Genomic DNA, 19,785 nt, shown 5'->3' with positions numbered 1-19,785 from the left:
CGCAACCTACGATATCGATTGCGCATAAATTCACCATTGCAATCCCCGCCTAACAGCGTATCATGCCGCGCGCTGCTTCTTGTGTCGGTCACATTGATCCTGTATCAGTCGTATTGAATAAGCAGTATGAATTACGTGCCATAATGTCATTGTTAACGGCACCACTTGGGTTCCCTCACCCCAATCACTAAAAAGGTCACATAGCCATGTTTCATTTTACCGCCCAGCAGCGACTTAGCGCGCTTGTCTGGCTGTCGTTGTTTCATATCCTGATCATTACCTCCAGTAATTATCTGGTGCAGTTGCCAATCTCCATCTTCGGGTTTCATACCACCTGGGGCGCATTCACCTTCCCGTTTATCTTTCTGGCCACCGATCTGACCGTGCGTATCTTTGGTGCCCCCTTGGCACGGCGCATCATTTTGACGGTGATGGTGCCCGCACTGGTGATTTCCTATGTGGTATCCGCGCTGTTTTATCAGGGGGAGTGGCAGGGATTCAGTGCGCTCGCCAGCATCAACATCGTGGTTGCGCGTATCGCGTGCGCCAGCTTTATGGCCTACGTGCTGGGGCAAATTCTGGATGTGCATGTGTTTAACCGCCTGCGCCAGCGCAAGGCATGGTGGGTCGCCCCCACGGTCTCCACGCTGTTTGGTAATTTAAGCGATACGCTGGCCTTCTTCTTCATCGCCTTCTATCGCAGTACCGATCCGTTTATGGCGGCAAACTGGGTGGAGATCGCCTTGGTCGATTACACCTTCAAATTGCTGATCAGCCTGTTGTTCTTCTTGCCGATGTACGGCGTGATGCTCAATATGCTCCTCAAGCGTTTGAGTGAATCCCACAGCCATCCCATATTGCGCGAGCCGTCATCGACTGAACAATGGCGCTGATGACTGGCAGCCCTTCCACCGCGTGTAGAAGGGCCGTCTCAGGAACCGTCCTAAATAGGTTTTGTGACAACAAAACGCTTGAGTTTCCCCGGTGAATAGGGTGCGATATAGCGGTTTACCCGTGCATGCCTGATAAAAGAGAAGGACGCTTATGCCGAAGCTAGTGAAATATTTTGGAATTACGTTGCTTGCCGCACTATTGGCCGCCTGTGACGGTAAGAAAGACGACAATGCGAGCCACGCTGGACACGATGCCCCGGTCGCGCAGGCCGCCAGTCAAACCATCTCGCTGCTGTCTGGCAACGTCACGTTCACGCTGCCTGCGGATATGCATGATCAAAGTGGGAAAGTGGGTTCGCAGTCCAACAACATGCATGTCTACGCCAACGATAATGGTCAGCGCGCCGTGATTGTCATTCTGGGCGATAGCAGCAACGAAACCCTGCCAGTATTGACGCAGCGCCTTGAAGATCAGCAGCGCGCCCGCGATGCCAACTTGCAGGTGGTGACCAATAAGTCCATTGAGATTAACGGCCATGCGCTGCAACAGCTCGACAGCATTTCCAACAGTGGCAGCGGCAAGCAGGTTTACTCTTCCGTGCTGCTGGGCAATGTGGCGAACCAACTGGTAACGCTGCAAATCACGCTGCCTGCCGATAATCAGCAAGCGGCGCAAACTGAAGCAGAAAGTATTATTCGCACGCTGACGTTGAAGTAATAATGATGAGGCCGCTTACGCGGCCTCTGTCTTTAATACGCTCAGCTCGCCTTTACCACGTTTTTCCCCGCAATGCGCCCAAACACGATGCAATCCGTCATGGCAACGCTGCCCAGACGCACCGCACCATGCACCCCGCCAGCGGCTTCCCCGGCGGCATACAGCCCCGCAATCGGCTTCAAATCAAAACCTATTACCTGCGCATCTTTATTAATCGCCAAGCCACCCATGGTGTGGTGCACGCGCGGCCAGAGACGCGCCACGTAGTAAGGCGGCGTGATATTGGGCGAGGCATCTTTGAAAATCATACAGCCCAGGTCAGGATCGTTTTCCAGATGCTGCTCCACATAGCCGTTCCAACGTTTCACCTGTTCGACAAACGCCGCCACCGGCATGCCGTAAGCCTGCGCCACCTCTTCTAACGTGTTGTAGGTTTTGAGCGAGCCATTTTTCAGCGCGCCGTTCATCTGCCCTTCATCGACCATTTTCAGCGTGTTGGTTTTGTCCGCGATAATCAACGCCGGATGCCCCAATTGAATAATGGCATCGGCACGCTCTTTACGGTTGCCAGTTTCTTTAAAGAAGCGTTTGCCGTTGGCAGGATCGACCATCAGACCATAACCCACCACGCGTTCAACAAACTGCGGGATATAGCCAAAACCCTGTTCATCCGGACTGGTCCAGGGGCCGAGTTGGATCCAATCCATCTGCGTCGCCAAAGCACCGATCATGCTGGCCGCCATCAGCGCTTCTCCTGTCGCGCCCGGTTGGTTGGTAGAGGTGAACGCATCCGTCAGGCGCGGGTCGTACATTTGCCGTAACGCAACGCCTTGGGAGAAACCGCCAGATGCCAGCACCACCCCTTTGGTTGCACGGATAAACGCGATGGAGCCGGAAGCATCATCGGGAAACTTATAGCCACGCCGCACTTCCGCCCCGAGCACACGCCCTTGGTTGTCAATAATCAACCGCTCCAGCTTAGTACGCTGTTCAATCACAACGCCCAGCTCTTTGGCCTTCTGGTGCTGTTTCACCACCAGCCCGGAACCGGAGCGCTGCTTCAGTTGGTGAGCACGCTTCACCGAGTGGCCGCCATGATAGTTGACCCGGTCAAACTCAGCGCCAAGGCTTTTGGCCCATTCCAGCGCCTCCACCGAGTGATCGGCGACGGTGCGCGCCAGTTCAGGGTAGTTCAGCCAGTTTCCCGCTTTCATCATGTCCTGATACATCAGCTCCGGGGAGTCCTTGATGCCCAGCGCCTGCTGCATGCTGGAGCCTGCCGCCGACAGATCGCCGCCGTTGAGTATCGAGTTTCCGCCAAACAGCGGCATTTTTTCGATAATCAGCACATTCGCCTTAGCGTTACGCGCTTCAATGGCGGCGGCTAATCCGGCGAAACCCGTGCCAATAATCAGCACATCCACCGTAGTATCCCACTTCTGCGGCACCGGTGCGGGTGGTGCAACGGCCGCAGCAGGGCGAGACAGCGCCATGCCGCCCAATGCGCCCATCATGATACCGGTAGATTTAAGGAAATGACGGCGCCCCTGGGGATCGGGGTCTTGCTTGGTGTTTTTACTCATAAGATTATCTCCATGTTCAGAAACATCGAATCGAGCTGAGAAAAAATCCAGTGCAATCAAAAGATAACGAAAATTTGCGTGGTGCAGCGAGCAGGCAGAATACGACGGGCGCTCGCGCCTTGAGTCGGCGGTAATGCACTATTCCACCATGAAAAGTAAGGGATTAAACGTGAAGCGCCGCCCAATGTAGGGAATCGGTGTCATAAAGAAAAAAACAATTGATCCGATAACGCCTAAAACCCCGTTTCAAGGAAGAAAAATGATAAAAATCTGTTCCGTTATTATGCTTACATTCTGTCTGTTTCTGACGGGATGCCGGTCGTTTGGGGAATTGGGCGCGCGTGCGCAAGACCCTGTCGTGTACCGCGATCCTGCGGATGCCAATGGCAATGTAGCGAGAATTCGGTTTGTCGGTAATGTCACCGGCACGTCAATCCGGCAAAAAAGTAACCCAGGTCTGAAAAACCACTACCTTGTGCCACATACCATGTTGGGGTTCTATAACGAGACGCGGGATATAGGCATACCAAAGTTGACTTATCGTCCACAGGACTATAAAGGCTACTACTTTGAAATAAAGATCAGATCTGAACCGACCATCCTCAATATTTCCACTGACGCCGGTCCCCGCGGTTATTGCGTGACATCCTTTCTTATCACTCCAGAAGCAGGGAAAGATTACGATCTGAATTACGACCAGAAAGAAAACAGTAAAATATGTGTAACCACTTTGACCGCCAGTACGCCAAGCGAGGGGAACACCAGCGAGAAACCGGCACCGGCCAGAAAAGCCCCCAGTTCCGCCATCAGCGGCAGCGCGGCGCTCCAGATAAACAGCAGACCAGTAATTTCCACCGTAAAACAGACGATAGCCACGCGCAGCCCGCCAAAACGGTTAATGCTGTTGGGGAATAGCAGACGCACGCCAACAAAGGCACAGCTGAAAATGGTCAGGGTCAGCGCGGCGCCTTCCCAGTGTCGATCGGCATAGAACAGGGTGATAAACGTGGCGATCACGCCAAACCCGACGGATGCCAACGCCAACACAATACCGTAAACCCACACTTTACCCAGCACTTCGCGAAACGGTAGCTTTTTACCCGGCGTCACTTTCGCCGCCTCACGCGGCAGCGCGAGCAGCACAAACAGCAGAGCAATGGCGATGACGGTATACGACACCAGCTTTAACCCACCGATGTGATTGATCCAAACGCCGAGCGGCGCGCCGATCGCCATCGCGCCATACGTCGCCACGCCATTCCACGAGATCACCCGCCCGATATGCCGCGAGCCCACTACGCCCACGCCCCACAGCGTCGCGCCAGTGCCGGCAAAACTTTGCCCCGCCCCCAGAATCAAACGGCCGATGCACAGCAAGGTCAACGCCACGATGGGTGAACTGTCGTTCCAGGCCGCCAGCGCATAAAACACCCCGCTGACCACCGCACCGCATAGCCCCAGCACCACCACTTTCTTTGGCCCTTTCTCATCCGCGATGCGCCCGGATTGCGGCCGGCTCAACAGCGTGGTGAAGTACTGTAAACTGATTACCAACCCGGCCCAGAAGGCGCTAAACCCCAGATGTTCATGCACGTAGCCCGGCAATACCGCAAGCGGCAGCCCAATGGTCAGGTAATTGGCAAAGTTGAACATCACCACGGAAAAAATACGCAAATTAAGGCGCAACGCGCTTGGCGCAGACTCTGAAGCAGGCATGAAAGGTTTTACTCGATTAACGGCGTGGCAGCATCAGCGCAATAGCGCCAACCAAACAGACCTCAAGCGGTCTTTAACGAGTATAAACAAGCGTCAACACGCTTTCATCGTAAATGTGCGCCATATCATCACCTGAGTGATTATTTAGTGCAAAATCTTTTACATGTTCAATTATGGCGCAGGTCATCCTGATTTTTTTCTCTGTGCACTTTTATCCTCCAGTGCGCGCATCAGACATGCCAAAGGTACAAAGAACGCCTTCCTCTGCTGATTGTTGGTTATAATCAATCTATCGCTGTACGACGCTTGCGGTTAAATTTTTTTATATAACCCGTTGATAGCAGACACTATCCACACGTCGGCTTTTCATTGAACAGGAGGAAATGGATGCCCGCACCGGTCGATCCGCATGGTTCAACATCCACCCCGTCATCAGCACAGAAGGCGGCGTCTTCATGGCTTTCACGCGGTAAGCGCATTGCGCAACGTGTTCAGGCGGTTCCCAGCATTGCGCACCTGATCCGCGCTGGAGAGCGTTTCAACGATCGCATGGGAAACCAGTTTGGTGCCGCCATCACCTATTTTTCTTTTCTGTCGCTAATCCCGATTTTGATGGTCTCCTTCGCGACCGTCGGTTTCATGCTTGCCTCCAACCCCGATATGCTGACGCAGCTGATTGACCGTATCGTCAACAGCATCAGCGATCCCAATCTGGCGCTGACGTTAAAAAATACGGTAAAGACCGCCGTTGAACAGCGCACCACCGTCGGTGTCACCGGGCTACTGATCGCACTCTATTCCGGTATCAGTTGGATGGGCAATTTGCGTGAAGCGATCCGCGCCCAATCCCGTGATGTATGGGAACGCAAGCCGCACGAAGAAGAAAAAATCTATTTTCAGTACGTGCGGGATTTCCTCTCCCTGATAGGGCTGTTGATCGCCCTGACCATTACGATGTTTCTCACTTCAGCGGCGGGTACAGCACAAAGCGCTATCGTTTCTGCACTCGGGTTGGAGGGCATCGAATGGCTGCGGCCCCTGCTCCGCGTGATAACACTCACCATATCCATTTCTGCTAACTATTTGGTGTTTCTTTGGATTTTCATGATATTGCCGCGCCATAAGCCGAAGCACAAAGCGCTACTGCGCGGCACGTTGCTTGCCGCTGTGGGGTTTGAGGCCATCAAATTCGCCATGACGGTCGCGTTACCAAAACTCGCCAGTACTCCGTCCGGTGCCGCTTTTGGCTCAGTCATTGGCCTGATGGCCTTCTTCTACTTCTTTGCTCGCCTCACGCTGTTTTGTGCGGCATGGATTGCAACGGCGAACTATAAAGGCGATAAATCAACGGATGACACACCACGCTAACCAATAACGGGAGATCCCATGCCATTTGTTAACATCAAAATTACGCGCGATGGCGCAACTACAGAGCAAAAACGCCAGTTGATTGCAGGCGTCACCCAATTGCTGGTCGACGTTATGGGTAAAAATCCGGCTACCACTACCGTTATCATCGATGAAGTGGATACCGACAACTGGGGGCTGGGCGGCGAAAGCGTCACCGAATTGCGTAAGCCGAAGTCCTGATATTTCTTGCGTTGAGCACCAGAAGGATCGGGAGTGGTCAATTTTCCCGATCCAGGTCATGAAAAAATAAAACATCGTTTTAAGACTATTGACTCAATGCGTGCGAACGTTGAGACTGAAGCTCATTGATCTCTTTTTTTTATGACCTTTTTCTTCACTTTTTCGAACGGGCCAGCTTCTGATGACCACTAAAAACATTGCCGTGATTGGCGAATGCATGATTGAACTGTCGCAAAAGGGCGCGGATCTCAACCGCGGCTTTGGTGGCGACACCCTGAACACCGCCGTGTATGTCGCTCGCCAGGTGAATACCGACGCTCTGGGCGTCCACTACGTGACCGCACTGGGCACGGACAGCTTCAGCACGGAAATGATGACAGCCTGGGAAAAAGAGAAGGTGGGCACTTCGCTGATTCAGCGACTGGACAACAAGCTGCCGGGCCTGTACTTCATTGAAACCGACGACACCGGTGAGCGTACCTTCTACTACTGGCGTAATGACGCCGCCGCGCGTTTCTGGCTGGACGGCAAAGATGCCGACGCCATCTGCGAGCGCTTGGCCACTTTTGACTATCTCTACCTGAGCGGTATCAGCGTAGCGATTCTTAACCCCGCCAGTCGCCAGCGTTTGCTGACGTTGCTGCGCGCCTGCCGCGCCAACGGCGGCAAGGTTATTTTCGACAACAACTACCGTCCGCGCCTGTGGCAAAGCAAAGAAGAGACACAGCAAGCCTACAGTGACATCCTCGCCTGCACCGATATCGCCTTCCTGACGCTGGATGACGAAGACATGCTGTGGGGCGAGCAGCCGGTAGATGCCGTGCTCGCGCGCACACACGGTTTCGGCGTGTCTGAAGTGGTGATTAAACGCGGCGCAGATTCCTGCCTGATTTCTGAAAACGGCCAGCCGTTGGTCGATGTTCCGGCGATGAAATTGCCGAAAGAGCGCGTAGTGGATACCACTGCGGCAGGTGACTCTTTCAGCGCAGGCTATCTGTCAGTGCGCCTGTGCGGCGGCTCGACGGAAGCGGCGGCCAAACGCGGCCACCTGACTGCCAGCACGGTGATTCAGTACCGTGGTGCCATCATCCCGCAAGACGCCATGCCGGCCTGATAACAGGGCGACATACAGCGAAAAAGGGAAGCCAGATGGCTTCCCTTTTTATTGGGCGAGGTAACAACCAGACTCATTACTGCACTGGTTTTGTCTGCGCCGCCGCCTCCGACGGTGCGGCCGATGCAGCCTCCACCGCGACCGGAGGTGTCATGATTTTACTGTACACCTCATACAACGCCTTGGTGTTGACTTCCGGCTCACCCTTTTGCTGCTTAAGCATCAGCGTGGTTTCCTGAGAAAGCTGTTGGTGTAATTCCTGACTCAGCAACGGTAGCGTCAATTCAGAGAGATAAGCCTGACGCAACTTCTGATACTGTTCCGGTGCAATATCCACCACGCCATTGCGCTGTGAGCGCAAGCGCTGCTGCATCAACACATCGGTACTGGTACGGGCGTAGGTTGCAAACAGTTTGCTGAGTTCGTCGCTCTTGCGCGCTATCAGCGCATCAAACTCTTGCTGCGTTAACCCCTTATCACGCAAGGTCATCAGCTCTTTTGCCAAGAAGGTCACCGCGGCCTCAGCGTTCTCGCTGTTGGGACTGTCGAGATGAATGCCACACTGCGCACGGGTATAGTACACATCGCAGTTAACGCGCACGCTAGTTTCTTTAAGCCCGCTTTTTTCCAATGCCTGCTGCACATGCCAGAACAGCGCTTCGCGCGCCAAATCACTGTGCCAGTAGCGGGTAAGCGCCTGCGATTCGCGAATAGGGTGCCAGGGCATATCCCAGATCAGCGAGAGCGTATCGCGCTTCGCCTTGTCGAGCATAAAACTAATCGGCTCCGCAGGCAGCGGCGAGAGCGTCGGCATCGGAGCCGGTGTGGTGCGTTTACCTTCCAGCGAGACAAACGCTTTACTGATAAGCTCGTTTATCTGGCGAGTTTCTACATGCCCCACCACATACAGCGTCATCGCATCAGGGGTGTACCAGGCTTTGTAAAACTGCGACATCATTTCAGCCGTTGGACGTGCTTTGACATTCTGCGCCGGATCGTGCGCCAGCAGAGACGATCCTTTCAAGCGATAACGCCACGTGGGATCCTGCGGATCGGCGGGAACGCTCACCACTTGATCGGGGATGCGTAACGCGTTCGCGATACTGCCATCATCAATCTTGATGCCCCCTGCCGTTTCTGCCAGCCAATTCAGCGCATCTTTAAGTAATTCAGGCCGATTATTGGGCAAACTGAGGTTGTAGGAGGTGTAGTCATACGAGACAAACGCGGGCGGCAGCGGCTTCGCACCGTTAGCCTCCGGTATCAGCAACGAAGGAAGCTGTGCAACCGGTAAATTATCGCCCGGCGTCAGCGCCAAACGAGAAATAAGGTGCGCAAAGCCCGACTGCTGAGCGCTCTCAGCCAGCGAACCGGCGTTAACCACTAAACGTAATTCAATCCGATCCCCAGGACGCTGCGGCGTGGTCAGTAACTGCCACGTGAAGCCATTATCCAGCTTTCCCTGCTGCCAGGCAGGATCGGGTTGTAGTGTTTCAGCTTGCACGCTGCCACCAGCCAACGCCAGCAACACTCCACCAACTAAGAACCCTATTTTGGTGCCCTGCATGTGAACCCCTACTTAACTGACTATCCAACACAGTAAAAGATGATTGTTGCAATAAGGTCTGTACGCTCTCTCACCGCCCAATACGCCAGCCCTTTTCAGGATGCGCCAGCGGAGGTATTACGAGGAAATCAGAGCGATCAGTTTACCCTTACGTTAGACCGCACACTTTTGCCTATGTCACTCAATACGATGAAATAATTTTGGAAATAGAGACGAAATGATGACTAATAAGCGGTTTTTGATCGTTATGCCCCCGATACAGACCGTGCACAACGCGATTGCCTGGCCGCAACCTTATGAAAAATTCCCCGTGATGGCAAGCCGCAATCACGGGGAATCGAGAGAAGCGAGGACGGGGATAGCCCGTTATCCCTGCGCCAACGGGAGGTTAGCGCAGGGGAAAACCCATTTATGACAGTACAGTCGGTGCCGAGGTATCGTCTTTTTTATGCCCGGAGAGTTCGCTTGCCAGCTGCTTTTCATCCAACTCACCCACCCACTTGGCAACCACGATAGTCGCCACACCGTTGCCGACCAGGTTGGTCAGGGCACGCGCTTCTGACATAAAGCGGTCAATGCCAAGAATCAGCGCCAAACCGGCCACCGGCAGATGTCCAACAGCAGAGATGGTCGCGGCCAGCACGATAAACCCGCTACCGGTAACGCCTGCGGCCCCTTTAGAGGAGAGCAGCAACACCACCAGCAGCGTAATCTGGTGCCAGATATCCATGTGACTGTTGGTGGCCTGCGCAATAAACACCGCCGCCATGGTCAGGTAGATAGAGGTGCCATCCAGGTTGAAGGAGTAGCCGGTAGGAATCACCAGACCGACCACCGATTTTTTACAGCCTATCTTTTCCATCTTATTCAGCATGCGCGGCAGCACGGATTCTGACGAGGAGGTCCCCAGCACAATCAGCAGTTCTTCGCGGATATATTTGATAAATTTGAAAATGCTGAACCCGGTAGCGCGGGCAATGCTGCCTAGAACCAGGAAAACAAACAGCAGACAGGTGATGTAGAAGCAGATGATCAATTGGCCCAGTTGTACCAGTGAACCCAAACCGTATTTACCAATGGTGAACGCCATCGCGCCAAATGCGCCAATCGGTGCCAAGCGCATGATCATGTTGATCACGCCGAAAATAGTGTGAGAGAAGCTGTCAATCACGTTGAAAATGACACGTCCTTTTTCGCCCAGACGATGCAGTGCAAAACCAAACATCACCGCAAACAGCAACACTTGCAAAATATTACCACTGGCAAAAGCACCCACCACGCTCGCAGGGATGACATCCATCAGAAACGCGACCACGCCCTGCTGTTGTGCCTGTTGGGTGTAGACCGCCACCGCAGACGCATCCAGCGTAGAAGCATCGACGTTCATGCCGGCACCCGGCTGCAGAATATTCACCACCAGCAGGCCGATCATCAGCGCCACGGTGCTGACAACCTCAAAATAGAGCAGAGCGACCGCGCCAGTACGGCCTACCGACTTCATGCTTTCCATACCGGCAATACCGGTCACCACGGTACAAAAGATGACGGGAGCAATGACCATTTTGATCAGTTTAACAAATCCATCGCCCAGCGGTTTCATTTGCGCACCCAGATCTGGGTAGAAATGTCCTAGTAGGATCCCTATCGTAATCGCTGTAAGAACTTGAAAATAAAGGCTTTTAAAAATAGACGCTTTCATATACTTATCCTATGGTAGGGAAACACATAGGGTCGCAAACGACGCCTCTGTGACTGCGGCGAAAAGTAACATTGCGGTAACAGAGTGGAAATGTTTTATAACTTTAGTTTGTGAACGTCAGGTTAAAAATAAGAGCTGAATCACATCAGCGATAATGCAAAAAACAAACGTACAAGCTATTTTTTTGCAACATATAACGATAATACAACCAGTCCATTCCGACAAAAAATTGAAAAAACCCATAAAATACAATTGAAATATTAAAATACCTTTAATTTGTAAGGTTAATTATCAGTGTTATCAGACGGTAACGGAAATGTGCGCGATTATCGCTGCAGTTTGGAGGACGGCGTCAGAGCATCCGGGTCAGGCTGAGCGGCCTTGTCTGTTATCTGCTGCGCTAACCGCTGCTGATTGAGGTTATAGCTGCGCACCAGCGCGCCCAGTTCATCATCCTGATGATGTTTTGGCGGCGTCAGACGATGTTGCAAGAGCAGCTCCGTCGGCACGGCCTGCAACTCGGTAATCACCGCCCGCAGCGGATGAATCATCAAGCGGTTGATGCACCAGGTCACGGCGACAGAGAGGATCAGCGCCAGCAAGAAATACGTCGCCAACAACATGGAAAAGGTGCTGACGATAAATTGAAACATGCGGTAGGAGTCCGCTTGCAGTACCAACGTCGCCAGCGGCGTCGATGTCGGTGCCTGCGGTAGCGCATAAAGCGGCACCGCAATACGAATGGGTAATTTGAATACGCGCGCCAGCCACGCGGGTACTGGACGTTCACTCGGGAAGCGCGCGTGCAACGTTTGCAGGTAGCCGGGCAGCATGACGTCGGCGCGGCTCAGAAAGGCCACGGGCAACAGATTATCGAGGATCGCTTCAACGCGAACCACATCACCACGCAACACCGCCTCCGCCAGCGGTTCACGCACGGAAAAAGCGATGCTCTCCAGTTGCCTGGCATAATCTTCACGTCGCTGCTGCACGAAGTGAAAAAGTTGTATCACAATAAACAGACTCAGCGTCACCACCGCCACAGCGGAAACCGCTGTCATCTGTTTGATTGTCAAAGAGCGTCTCAGCCGCAAACCTGTTCTCCGTCGATGGCGCTTGTTCAGTTGTGTTGCACGGTTCACCGGGCACGATCGCGCTAGTATAGGCCAGCTTAAGCGCGTCTCAATGCCCTTTTATGACCCCAATGGGATTTCATCTTAATCCGAACTGTGGTGTACCGGCACCGAGGGGAGGAGGCGCGCAAGAAGCGCGGAAGGCAGACCCAAGGCGAGTCTGCCTGATTGACCGGGTATTACTGCGGATAAGGCACCCAATCACCGCCGTTCAGACGGATATAAACCTTGTCTTGATAGGGCATCACGATCGCATTTTCGTTTTCAGAGATGGCTTCGGTTTGCGGAAGCTCCTGCGTCAATGACGCCCAGTCGATGCTCGGCGCCACAAAGTTTTTACCGTCTACCAGACGAGACACCAACGTCGAGATGGCTAAATAGCTGCTTGGCGTTTTGATTTCAAGCGGTGCTCCCTGATGCGGCGCAGCCGCGCCAAACAGTTTTATGCCAACCGGAATATGGGTAATGCTGGGGCTGGGGATATCGCGCAATCCGGACATCTGCATCTTATCACCTTCCAACGCCGCACCGTGCTCCGGCACCACCACCACCAGCACCTTGCGCCCCGATTTTTCCAGTTCATCAAAAAACGCATCCAACTGGTCAAATAACGTCTTGGCACGTGGCGCAAAATCCGCCGAGGTATTGGTACCCACCAGACGGTTGCCATCGTGCAAGGGTATCACGTTGAAGAAGGTGGCACTGCGCGCCGCAGCTTGCTGTGTGGTGCCCGAGAGCCAGCGGTTGAGCAGTTCCAGATCGTTGTAAATCGGCTCACCGTCGAACGACGTAATCTGATGGCTGATACCTTGCTGTGACAACAGTTGCGACTGCATGTCGCCCTCTTCCCGCACCTCTTTGAGGTAGTTACCGAACACGCCAGAGTGATCCAGCATCAACTGTGATTTAAAACCAAGGTTAGCGAGATTATCGAATAGATAGCACTCGCGGTTGGCCGGTTGATACAACCCCTGATGCGACGTTTGCCCACAACTGGCGCGCAACAGACGAATCGATGCCGGGCCGCTATAGGCGGTTGCTGAGTTAAACTGGGAGAACATCACATCAAAACGTTGCCATAGCGGATGGGTATCGAGATGAGTGGCCTGCAAATCCGACCAGGAGAGCGAGCAAATATTGATAATCAGCACGTCAAAAGGTTGCGCATCCGCAGGCAGCGCAGCAGGAAACGCGCTAACGCGCGATTTTTCTCGCGTATAGAACTGATTAAGGTAGGCCGTCAGATTCTCATTGGTGGGTGGCAAGGTCGCCGCCGCAGGCGCGCTCCCCTCGCGGGAGGGCGCGGAGGTACCGGAAGCCACCGATGATGATGGCAGCAGTGCAATCGCGGGCCCACCCAGCGTAAGAATATTCAGCCAGGCTACCGCCGCAACGGTAAACACCGTAATGCGAATCCACTGCGACAGGAAGAGGTACGCCACCAGCAGCACAAAACCCGCGCCAACCATCTGCCAATTAATAAAGCGGTTCGCCAGTTCAAACAGATAAGCGGCGCTAAAGCCCGCGACCTGACTGCCTTGGCTGAGAATGCTATTAACCCCTGGCAACCAGGTGTCGTGATAAAACAGGGCAATCCCAATAGGAATGGCAATAATATTACGCACTCGGTGCAACCCTTGCGCACGTAACGGAAACAACAGAAACGCCAGAAATACCAGGTTTAAGAACGGGTGAAAATTCAGGTAACCAAACCACAAAAGAGCGAATTTCAACAAAAAGTAGAAATTCCATCCCCCCAGTCCGCGCCAGTAACGCCAGAGTTGTTGTTTCGGCGACATCGTGTTTTGTGCATCCATGTTATTTATCCGCCTGTGACTCAGCGTCGTCACGGATCCACACCCCGTCAGATTTCAGGTAGCGTGGGCGTAACAGCCGGTTTTTCCAGTACTGATAACGCGGTGAAAGGTAGCGCTGCACCACATAGCCCAGTGGAAAAAAAACCAGCGCACTCAGTGCAATAATCTGGAGAATATCGCTGAGCATCATGGTGTATTTCCCTCCGAAGCGGCTTCAAACAGCGCCAGCCCGATCGGCTCGCGACGAATTGGCACTGACGCCGGACGTTCCTCGCGTGGCAACACCACTGACTGCACGGTGCTGGAGACCACACTCTCTTCACGCCTTTCCGACAAGGATTTCACTTCGATAAGCATCTGCACATCCTGCGACCACACCAGCCGATTGCTGAAAATCTCGTTGACCGGCAGACGAAAAATGGATTTCAGCGCCGTTTCCAATTCATTAGGACGGCAGGTCGAGAGGTAAATAAACAGGCGTTGCTGCGCCACCGTCACCACATCGCCAAAACGGCGCAATTGGCACAGCGTCAGCGCCTGTTCTGCCGCTAATCCTGGCACTGGCCGCAGCGCAACAAGAATACCCTTTCCCCCTTCTGGCATCAGGGAATGCTCTATCAACATGCGCACGGCGTTACTGAATGCCGCCTGTGGCAGGTAGCCTTTGAATTGCAAAGGCCGCATCGTGGTCAGCAGCGTCTCCACATCGGCAGGCACATGACGTCCAAAACGTTGTCCCTGAACACTCTCCAACCGCGCCAGAAAGCGGGATAACGGCTCGGAATGAGCCACAACGATGTTCGCGCCGCAAGCAAGTAGTAGCCGCTCATCGCTGGATCGCAAGCAAGGCCGCATCTCGCGAATCATGATTTTCAAGGCGTTGCCGCGCTGACGGCGCAAGCTGTGCACCCAGCGCGCCAGCATGTCCACGTCCTGCGTATGTTGCAGTGCAAAAATCAGCGTCGCAGAGTGCGTGAGCTGGGCGTGCTGCGCCAGTTCGGCGTTGCTGTCCAACAGTTGCCAGTGATCGGATAATGCGGGCGCACCTTCCAGCACGCTGCGCTCCGCATAAAACTGGTTTTCATCATTTAACAGTGGCGTGATGGAGGCAGGATCGTCGTCCTCATCGCGCAGCAGTTGCCACCCCTGCGCTTGCGGCGTCATCAACACAGCCAGATTGGCGTTAATGCCGCCGCCCTCACTCCACCAGGCAATCAGATATTGGGCGCGATCCTGCTGCCATTGCAGGTGTGCCAAGCCATACAGGGTACGGTGTTGCGTGGTCAATATCCCCCGCAATCGACCCACGCCGCTGCCGTGGGCCACCACCACCAACGCACATTGTCGCTGCACAAGCCAGGCCCCCACGCGGACAACCCAGCGCTGAAGCTGTTCGGCAGAAAAATCCTTCCACTGGGTCGCTGGCAGCAATAAGACGAACAGGCGCTGACGCGGTGCGATCGCGCGGGTGATGTCGTTGGTGAAAGCCATTAACGCCGCCTTGCTCTCCGCTAAACGGTAACGAGAGAACCGAGCCAGCGCAGTCGGCAATAATGGGGTAAAAGGAGCATCATCTGCGGCACCGCTGCGAATAAGGGTCACGCGCGCCTGTTCTGATTGCGCACCGATACATTGCCGACAAAGTAATTCGGCATCCACAGTTCTGTCACAGTTAATCCAGTACAGTCCAGGAACCTGCATAGTGGTTAATTCATCCTGGAGTTCCCGAAGCCCTAATAAAAAGCGTGGCACCATGGGCGTTGTCTTTATCGTTAAAGAGATGGAATAACACGTTGCACGCAGGCCGAACCACGTAGAACAGCACTACGCACAGTCCCTTATTGAACCGTTCTTGGCAAGTACCGAGTATAGTTACGCTATTCACAAATAACAAAAATTGCGCCGCCATAATAGAAAAACATTTTTTCATGATTGCAGATGAAATTTTTACCAAATCTGAAAAAGTGTTCTATTACTTAATAGGTAATATTTCGAATAATGACAAGGGTATAACGCTGAGTGCTTTCTCCTGAATACCAGAGAGGAGACGGCGTGGGAATGTATTTGTCAGCACGCTATTTTTACCCTAAATAATTCGGGTTGCAGGAAGGCGGCAAGTGAAGGAGTCCCGATGAGCTTACTCAGGTAAGTGATTCGGGTGAATGAACGCAGCCAACGCATCTGCAACGTGAAGTATGACGGGTATATTATTTGAATAAGCATCATTGAGAGGCATAGAGAACCGTGGAAAATAACGCTACTCACCAAAATGCTATCACTCTCGCAGACCATCATGACGATTTGAATGTTTTGCGGCGCGCCTTTGCTTTGCCTCCGATTGCTTATATTGATATTTCGCATCAGGCGCGTCTGACACAGATGATGGCGCGTTGGTCATTGCTGGCTGAATTGGCACATTTCCCCGCGACTGAATCACAGCACACAGAACCACAAGGATAAAAGGCATGCCGGTGATTGCGATGCAGGGGATTCGTGGCGGCGTTGGGACAACGTCGCTGACGGCAGGGTTAGCATGGGCGCTGGAGCAGCTTGGTGAGCCGGTGCTGGCGATTGATTTCTCACCGGACAACCTGTTGCGTTTTCACTTCAATATGCCCGCGTCCAGCACGCGCGGCTGGGCACGTGCTGAGCTAGATGGCGACGCCTGGCACCGTGGTGCCATGCAATATCTGCCTAAACTGGCGTTTATCCCGTTTGGCACACTCGCGCCAGAAGAGCATGAGACGCTGACCCTACGTCTGCAACACGTGCCTTCTTTTTGGCATGACAATCTGCGCCATCTCGCCGGACTTGACCGCTACCGGTGGGTATTGCTCGATCTGCCCGCTGGGCCTGCCACACTGGCCGTTCAGCAAGCATTGGCACAGGCAGACACCGTGTTTACCGTAATTGTGCCGGACGCCAATTGTCACATCCGTTTGCACCAGCAAACGCTGCCCGCCGACTGCCATTTTTTAGTGAACCAATTCTCCACCATCAGCACATTACAGCAAGATCTGCATCACCTGTGGTTGCACACCCTACCTCATCTGCTGCCACTGGTCATCCACCGCGATGAAGCGGTCGCCGAAGCCCTCGCCAGCAAACTGGCCACCGGAGAGCACAGTCCGCAAAGCCTCGCCGCCGAAGAGATGCTGACATTAGCCAACTGGTGCCTGATCAACCTGACCGCGGAGGCACCATGAGCACAGTACTCAATCTGCTGCTGGTGCCCCCGGCCTATTCGGCGATACGCCAGCGCTATCGTGACTATCTTAAGCAAGGAGCTACCCTGTTTACGGCGGGTATGGGCACGCTACTATCGGTGCTGGCCTGGATGTTTTTGCGCCTTGAATCGCCCAGCTGGCAGCGGATTCGTAGCCAAAGCGCCTTCTGGTTTCCCCATATTTCACCGCATCGGCCTCGCCCTGCCGATCCTTTGCGCTATCTGGCGCAGGGACTATGGCTGTTAGTGGTGCGCAACGGGCAAATCCCTGCTGCCCGGCGTAATCTGTTTTCGGCCCTGCCGCGCTGGCGTCAGCGTTATCTCAATATGATGCAGCAACTGCCGCAACGCATGGGTATCCAGGAGGCGTCTACTGATACGCAGAAACCACCCATCTCGTCGCTGGAAACGCTGTTGCTGATTGTTCTCGCCCTTGCCACCACGGCGCTGGCGATATTGTGTATTACCCAACCGCTCGACTTGCTGGCGCAGTTTGTGTTTATGCTGCTGCTGTGGGGCATTGCCATGTTGGTGCGTCGGGTGCCGGGACGGCTGCCAACACTGATGATGATCGTGCTGTCGCTAACCGTCTCCAGCCGCTACCTGTGGTGGCGTTATACCTCTACCCTCAACTGGGACGACCCACTCAGTCTGGTCTGTGGCTTGCTGCTGCTGCTGGCAGAAACCTACGCCTGGATAGTACTGGTGCTCGGTTTCTTCCAAACCATTTGGCCACTCAACCGTCAGCCAACGGCACTGCCCGAAGACAGCCGGGAATGGCCCACCATTGACATTATGGTGCCGACCTACAATGAACCGCTGAGCGTAGTCAAACCCACGCTTTACGCGGCATTAGGGATCGACTGGCCGAAAGATAAAATCAATATCTACCTGCTCGACGATGGCAATCGCAAAGAATTTAAGGCGTTCTCCAACAGCGTCGGAATACATTACATCGCACGTCCGACGCACGAACACGCCAAAGCGGGCAATATCAACCATGCGCTGAAACAGGCACACGGTGAGTTTGTCGCGATCTTTGACTGTGACCACGTGCCGACGCGCTCATTCCTGCAACTGACCATGGGCTGGTTCCTCAGGGACCAGAAGCTGGGCATGTTGCAAACGCCGCACCATTTCTTCTCGCCGGACCCGTTTGAACGCAACCTGGGCCGCTTCCGCCGCACGCCGAACGAAGGCACGTTGTTCTACGGACTGGTGCAGGACGGCAACGACATGTGGGACGCCACCTTCTTTTGCGGCTCATGTGCCATTCTGCGCCGCACCGCGCTGGATGAGGTGGGCGGCATTGCCGTGGAAACCGTGACGGAAGATGCGCACACCTCACTGCGTTTACACCGACGCGGTTACACCTCCGCCTATATCCGCATCCCCCAGGCCGCTGGGCTTGCGACCGAAAGCCTGTCAGCGCACATCGGCCAGCGTATCCGCTGGGCGCGCGGCATGGTGCAGATTTTCCGTCTGGACAATCCACTGCTCGGCAAAGGACTGAAACTCGGGCAACGCCTCTGTTACGCCAACGCGATGCTGCACTTCCTGTCCGGCATCCCACGTTTGATTTTTCTGACCGCGCCGCTGGCCTTTCTACTACTGCACGCGTACATCATCTACGCCCCAGCACTCGCCATCGCGCTGTACGTATTGCCGCATATGATCCACTCCAGCCTGACCAACTCACGCATTCAGGGCCGCTATCGCCACTCGTTCTGGAGTGAAGTGTATGAAACTGTGCTGGCGTGGTATATCGCACGACCTACCACAGTAGCGCTGTTCAACCCGCACAAAGGCAAATTCAACGTTACTGCCAAAGGCGGGCTGGTCGAGGATGTACACGTTGACTGGATAATTACCCGTCCTTACCTGTTTCTGGTGGTGCTCAATCTGTTCGGTCTGGCCTTTGGCGCCTGGCGCATGGTGTATGGACCGACGGAAGAAGTGATGACGGTGATCATTAGTCTGGTGTGGGTGGCCTATAACATGACGATCCTCGGCGGCGCCGTCGCGGTTTCCGTGGAGGCCAAGCAGGTGCGCCAGTCGCACCGCGTGGAAATCGCCCTTCCGGCCGCTATCCTGCGCGCAGACGGATTCCACTACGCCTGCACGCTGCGCGACTATTCTGACGGTGGCGTCGGCATCGAGATGCATGCCGATGGGTTGTTAAAAGAGGGCGACAAAGGGTCGCTGCTGCTGAATCGCGGCCCACAGGAGTACGCCTTCCCGTTTGAGGTCACCCGTGCTTTCGGCAACAAGATTGGGCTGAAAATGGTCAACCTTTCGACACAGCAGCATATCGATTTTATTCAGTGCACCTTCGCACGCGCCGACACCTGGGCGCTGTGGCAGGACAGTTTTCCCGAAGATAAGCCAATGGAAAGCCTGGGTGACGTGCTGGCATTAGGGTTCAGAGGCTATTTGCGCATGGCGGATTACGCCCCGCCGATGATTCGCGGCGTGTTTATCGCCTTTACCTCTGCCATCGCTTGGTGTGTCTCCTTTATCCCGCGCTATGTCGGACCGCCCCCGGCATTTGTGCCAACGGAACAGGCGTAACGCGATGCAGCATAGTAACGATAACCACATGATGCTAATCATAAAACGGCCAGCGCGGCCCTTAACCGTGATGATGACATGATGACGAAAAAAATAACCTGGTTTACCGCTCTGGCTCTGGGCATGGTGCCGTTATCTCAGGCTGAAACCGCAGCCCC

At 54.2% G+C, this 19,785-nt stretch carries 15 protein-coding genes and 1 pseudogene; 8 read left to right on the top strand and 8 right to left on the bottom strand.

Translation table 11 applies throughout. From position 1 onward, the window contains the following. Window positions 1-206: 206 nt before the first annotated feature. Both J5224_RS18900 and J5224_RS18895 read left to right on the top strand, forming a co-directional pair. Window positions 207-893, top strand: coding sequence for a 7-cyano-7-deazaguanine/7-aminomethyl-7-deazaguanine transporter (locus J5224_RS18900; RefSeq protein ID WP_264626827.1), 687 nt, complete (start codon window positions 207-209; stop codon window positions 891-893). A 151-nt stretch (window positions 894-1,044) separates the two neighbouring features. Beyond that, on the top strand, window positions 1,045-1,611 hold the full coding sequence (locus tag J5224_RS18895) for a DcrB family lipoprotein (protein ID WP_264626826.1): 567 nt from the start codon (window positions 1,045-1,047) through the stop codon (window positions 1,609-1,611). A gap of 41 nt (window positions 1,612-1,652) precedes the next feature. On the opposite strand, the gene J5224_RS18890 is transcribed toward J5224_RS18895, so the two are convergent. Then, window positions 1,653-3,194: a flavocytochrome c gene (locus J5224_RS18890; RefSeq protein ID WP_264626825.1), complete on the bottom strand. Its 1,542-nt coding sequence runs from the start codon at window positions 3,192-3,194 to the stop codon at window positions 1,653-1,655. 690 nt (window positions 3,195-3,884) lie between these two features. Then, window positions 3,885-4,910, bottom strand: coding sequence for an MFS transporter (locus J5224_RS18885; RefSeq protein WP_264626824.1), 1,026 nt, complete (start codon window positions 4,908-4,910; stop codon window positions 3,885-3,887). A gap of 387 nt (window positions 4,911-5,297) precedes the next feature. Here J5224_RS18885 and yhjD point away from each other — a divergent pair, with 387 nt between their 5' ends. The 3 genes from yhjD (at window position 5,298) to J5224_RS18870 (ending at window position 7,614) form a co-directional block, all read left to right on the top strand. Continuing rightward, complete coding sequence (gene yhjD / locus J5224_RS18880) at window positions 5,298-6,278, top strand: inner membrane protein YhjD (RefSeq protein WP_264626823.1); 981 nt, start codon at window positions 5,298-5,300, stop codon at window positions 6,276-6,278. A gap of 18 nt (window positions 6,279-6,296) precedes the next feature. Then, window positions 6,297-6,500: a 4-oxalocrotonate tautomerase family protein gene (locus J5224_RS18875; RefSeq protein WP_264626822.1), complete on the top strand. Its 204-nt coding sequence runs from the start codon at window positions 6,297-6,299 to the stop codon at window positions 6,498-6,500. 181 nt (window positions 6,501-6,681) lie between these two features. Then, complete coding sequence (locus tag J5224_RS18870) at window positions 6,682-7,614, top strand: sugar kinase (protein ID WP_264626821.1); 933 nt, start codon at window positions 6,682-6,684, stop codon at window positions 7,612-7,614. Between the two features lie 76 nt (window positions 7,615-7,690). On the opposite strand, the gene J5224_RS18865 is transcribed toward J5224_RS18870, so the two are convergent. The 6 genes and pseudogenes from J5224_RS18865 to bcsE form a co-directional block, all read right to left on the bottom strand. Beyond that, the gene (locus tag J5224_RS18865) at window positions 7,691-9,181 is read right to left on the bottom strand and encodes an insulinase family protein (RefSeq protein ID WP_264626820.1); all 1,491 of its coding nucleotides are present in this window, start codon (window positions 9,179-9,181) and stop codon (window positions 7,691-7,693) included. A gap of 409 nt (window positions 9,182-9,590) precedes the next feature. Next, the gene (locus tag J5224_RS18860) at window positions 9,591-10,880 is read right to left on the bottom strand and encodes a dicarboxylate/amino acid:cation symporter (protein WP_264626819.1); all 1,290 of its coding nucleotides are present in this window, start codon (window positions 10,878-10,880) and stop codon (window positions 9,591-9,593) included. 383 nt (window positions 10,881-11,263) lie between these two features. Then, a pseudogene (locus J5224_RS18855) lies at window positions 11,264-11,974 on the bottom strand (adenylate/guanylate cyclase domain-containing protein); the annotation flags it as partial. 218 nt (window positions 11,975-12,192) lie between these two features. Next, window positions 12,193-13,830 (bottom strand): cellulose biosynthesis protein BcsG, encoded by a 1,638-nt coding sequence (gene bcsG / locus J5224_RS18850; RefSeq protein WP_264626817.1) that lies wholly within the window; start codon window positions 13,828-13,830, stop codon window positions 12,193-12,195. A gap of 1 nt (window position 13,831) precedes the next feature. Then, complete coding sequence (gene bcsF / locus J5224_RS18845) at window positions 13,832-14,020, bottom strand: cellulose biosynthesis protein BcsF (RefSeq protein WP_264626816.1); 189 nt, start codon at window positions 14,018-14,020, stop codon at window positions 13,832-13,834. Next, on the bottom strand, window positions 14,017-15,585 hold the full coding sequence (gene bcsE / locus J5224_RS18840) for a cellulose biosynthesis protein BcsE (protein WP_264626815.1): 1,569 nt from the start codon (window positions 15,583-15,585) through the stop codon (window positions 14,017-14,019). The genes bcsF and bcsE overlap by 4 nt, the downstream gene beginning before the upstream one ends. Before the next feature lie 489 nt (window positions 15,586-16,074). On the opposite strand from bcsE, the gene bcsR reads away from it, so the two are divergent. From bcsR to bcsA, 3 genes are read left to right on the top strand one after another with little or no spacing between them, the layout of a single operon-like run. Then, window positions 16,075-16,290, top strand: coding sequence for a cellulose biosynthesis protein BcsR (gene bcsR / locus J5224_RS18835; RefSeq protein ID WP_264626814.1), 216 nt, complete (start codon window positions 16,075-16,077; stop codon window positions 16,288-16,290). A gap of 5 nt (window positions 16,291-16,295) precedes the next feature. Next, window positions 16,296-17,036 (top strand): cellulose biosynthesis protein BcsQ, encoded by a 741-nt coding sequence (bcsQ, locus tag J5224_RS18830; RefSeq protein ID WP_264626813.1) that lies wholly within the window; start codon window positions 16,296-16,298, stop codon window positions 17,034-17,036. After that, a complete protein-coding gene (bcsA, locus tag J5224_RS18825; protein ID WP_264626812.1) occupies window positions 17,033-19,627 on the top strand; it encodes a UDP-forming cellulose synthase catalytic subunit in 2,595 nt (864 codons plus the stop codon). Before bcsQ ends, bcsA begins: the two co-directional genes overlap by 4 nt. The last annotated feature ends 158 nt before the right edge of the window (window positions 19,628-19,785 follow it).

The sequence above is a fragment of the Candidatus Symbiopectobacterium sp. NZEC135 genome, from assembly GCF_025962695.1.
The sequence above is the reverse complement of the archived record's forward strand: the minus strand, read 5'-3'. Positions and strand labels throughout refer to the sequence as shown.

Excerpts from the sequence above, each read along its gene's own strand:
- J5224_RS18900 (WP_264626827.1), top strand. The coding sequence starts at position 207 with ATGTTTCATTTTACCGCCCAGCAGCGACTTAGCGCGCTTGTCTGGCTG.
- J5224_RS18895 (WP_264626826.1), top strand. The coding sequence starts at position 1,045 with ATGCCGAAGCTAGTGAAATATTTTGGAATTACGTTGCTTGCCGCACTA.
- J5224_RS18890 (WP_264626825.1), bottom strand. The coding sequence starts at position 3,194 with ATGAGTAAAAACACCAAGCAAGACCCCGATCCCCAGGGGCGCCGTCAT.
- J5224_RS18885 (WP_264626824.1), bottom strand. The coding sequence starts at position 4,910 with ATGCCTGCTTCAGAGTCTGCGCCAAGCGCGTTGCGCCTTAATTTGCGT.
- yhjD (WP_264626823.1), top strand. The coding sequence starts at position 5,298 with ATGCCCGCACCGGTCGATCCGCATGGTTCAACATCCACCCCGTCATCA.
- J5224_RS18875 (WP_264626822.1), top strand. The coding sequence starts at position 6,297 with ATGCCATTTGTTAACATCAAAATTACGCGCGATGGCGCAACTACAGAG.
- J5224_RS18870 (WP_264626821.1), top strand. The coding sequence starts at position 6,682 with ATGACCACTAAAAACATTGCCGTGATTGGCGAATGCATGATTGAACTG.
- J5224_RS18865 (WP_264626820.1), bottom strand. The coding sequence starts at position 9,181 with ATGCAGGGCACCAAAATAGGGTTCTTAGTTGGTGGAGTGTTGCTGGCG.
- J5224_RS18860 (WP_264626819.1), bottom strand. The coding sequence starts at position 10,880 with ATGAAAGCGTCTATTTTTAAAAGCCTTTATTTTCAAGTTCTTACAGCG.
- bcsG (WP_264626817.1), bottom strand. The coding sequence starts at position 13,830 with ATGGATGCACAAAACACGATGTCGCCGAAACAACAACTCTGGCGTTAC.
- bcsF (WP_264626816.1), bottom strand. The coding sequence starts at position 14,020 with ATGATGCTCAGCGATATTCTCCAGATTATTGCACTGAGTGCGCTGGTT.
- bcsE (WP_264626815.1), bottom strand. The coding sequence starts at position 15,585 with ATGGTGCCACGCTTTTTATTAGGGCTTCGGGAACTCCAGGATGAATTA.
- bcsQ (WP_264626813.1), top strand. The coding sequence starts at position 16,296 with ATGCCGGTGATTGCGATGCAGGGGATTCGTGGCGGCGTTGGGACAACG.
- bcsA (WP_264626812.1), top strand. The coding sequence starts at position 17,033 with ATGAGCACAGTACTCAATCTGCTGCTGGTGCCCCCGGCCTATTCGGCG.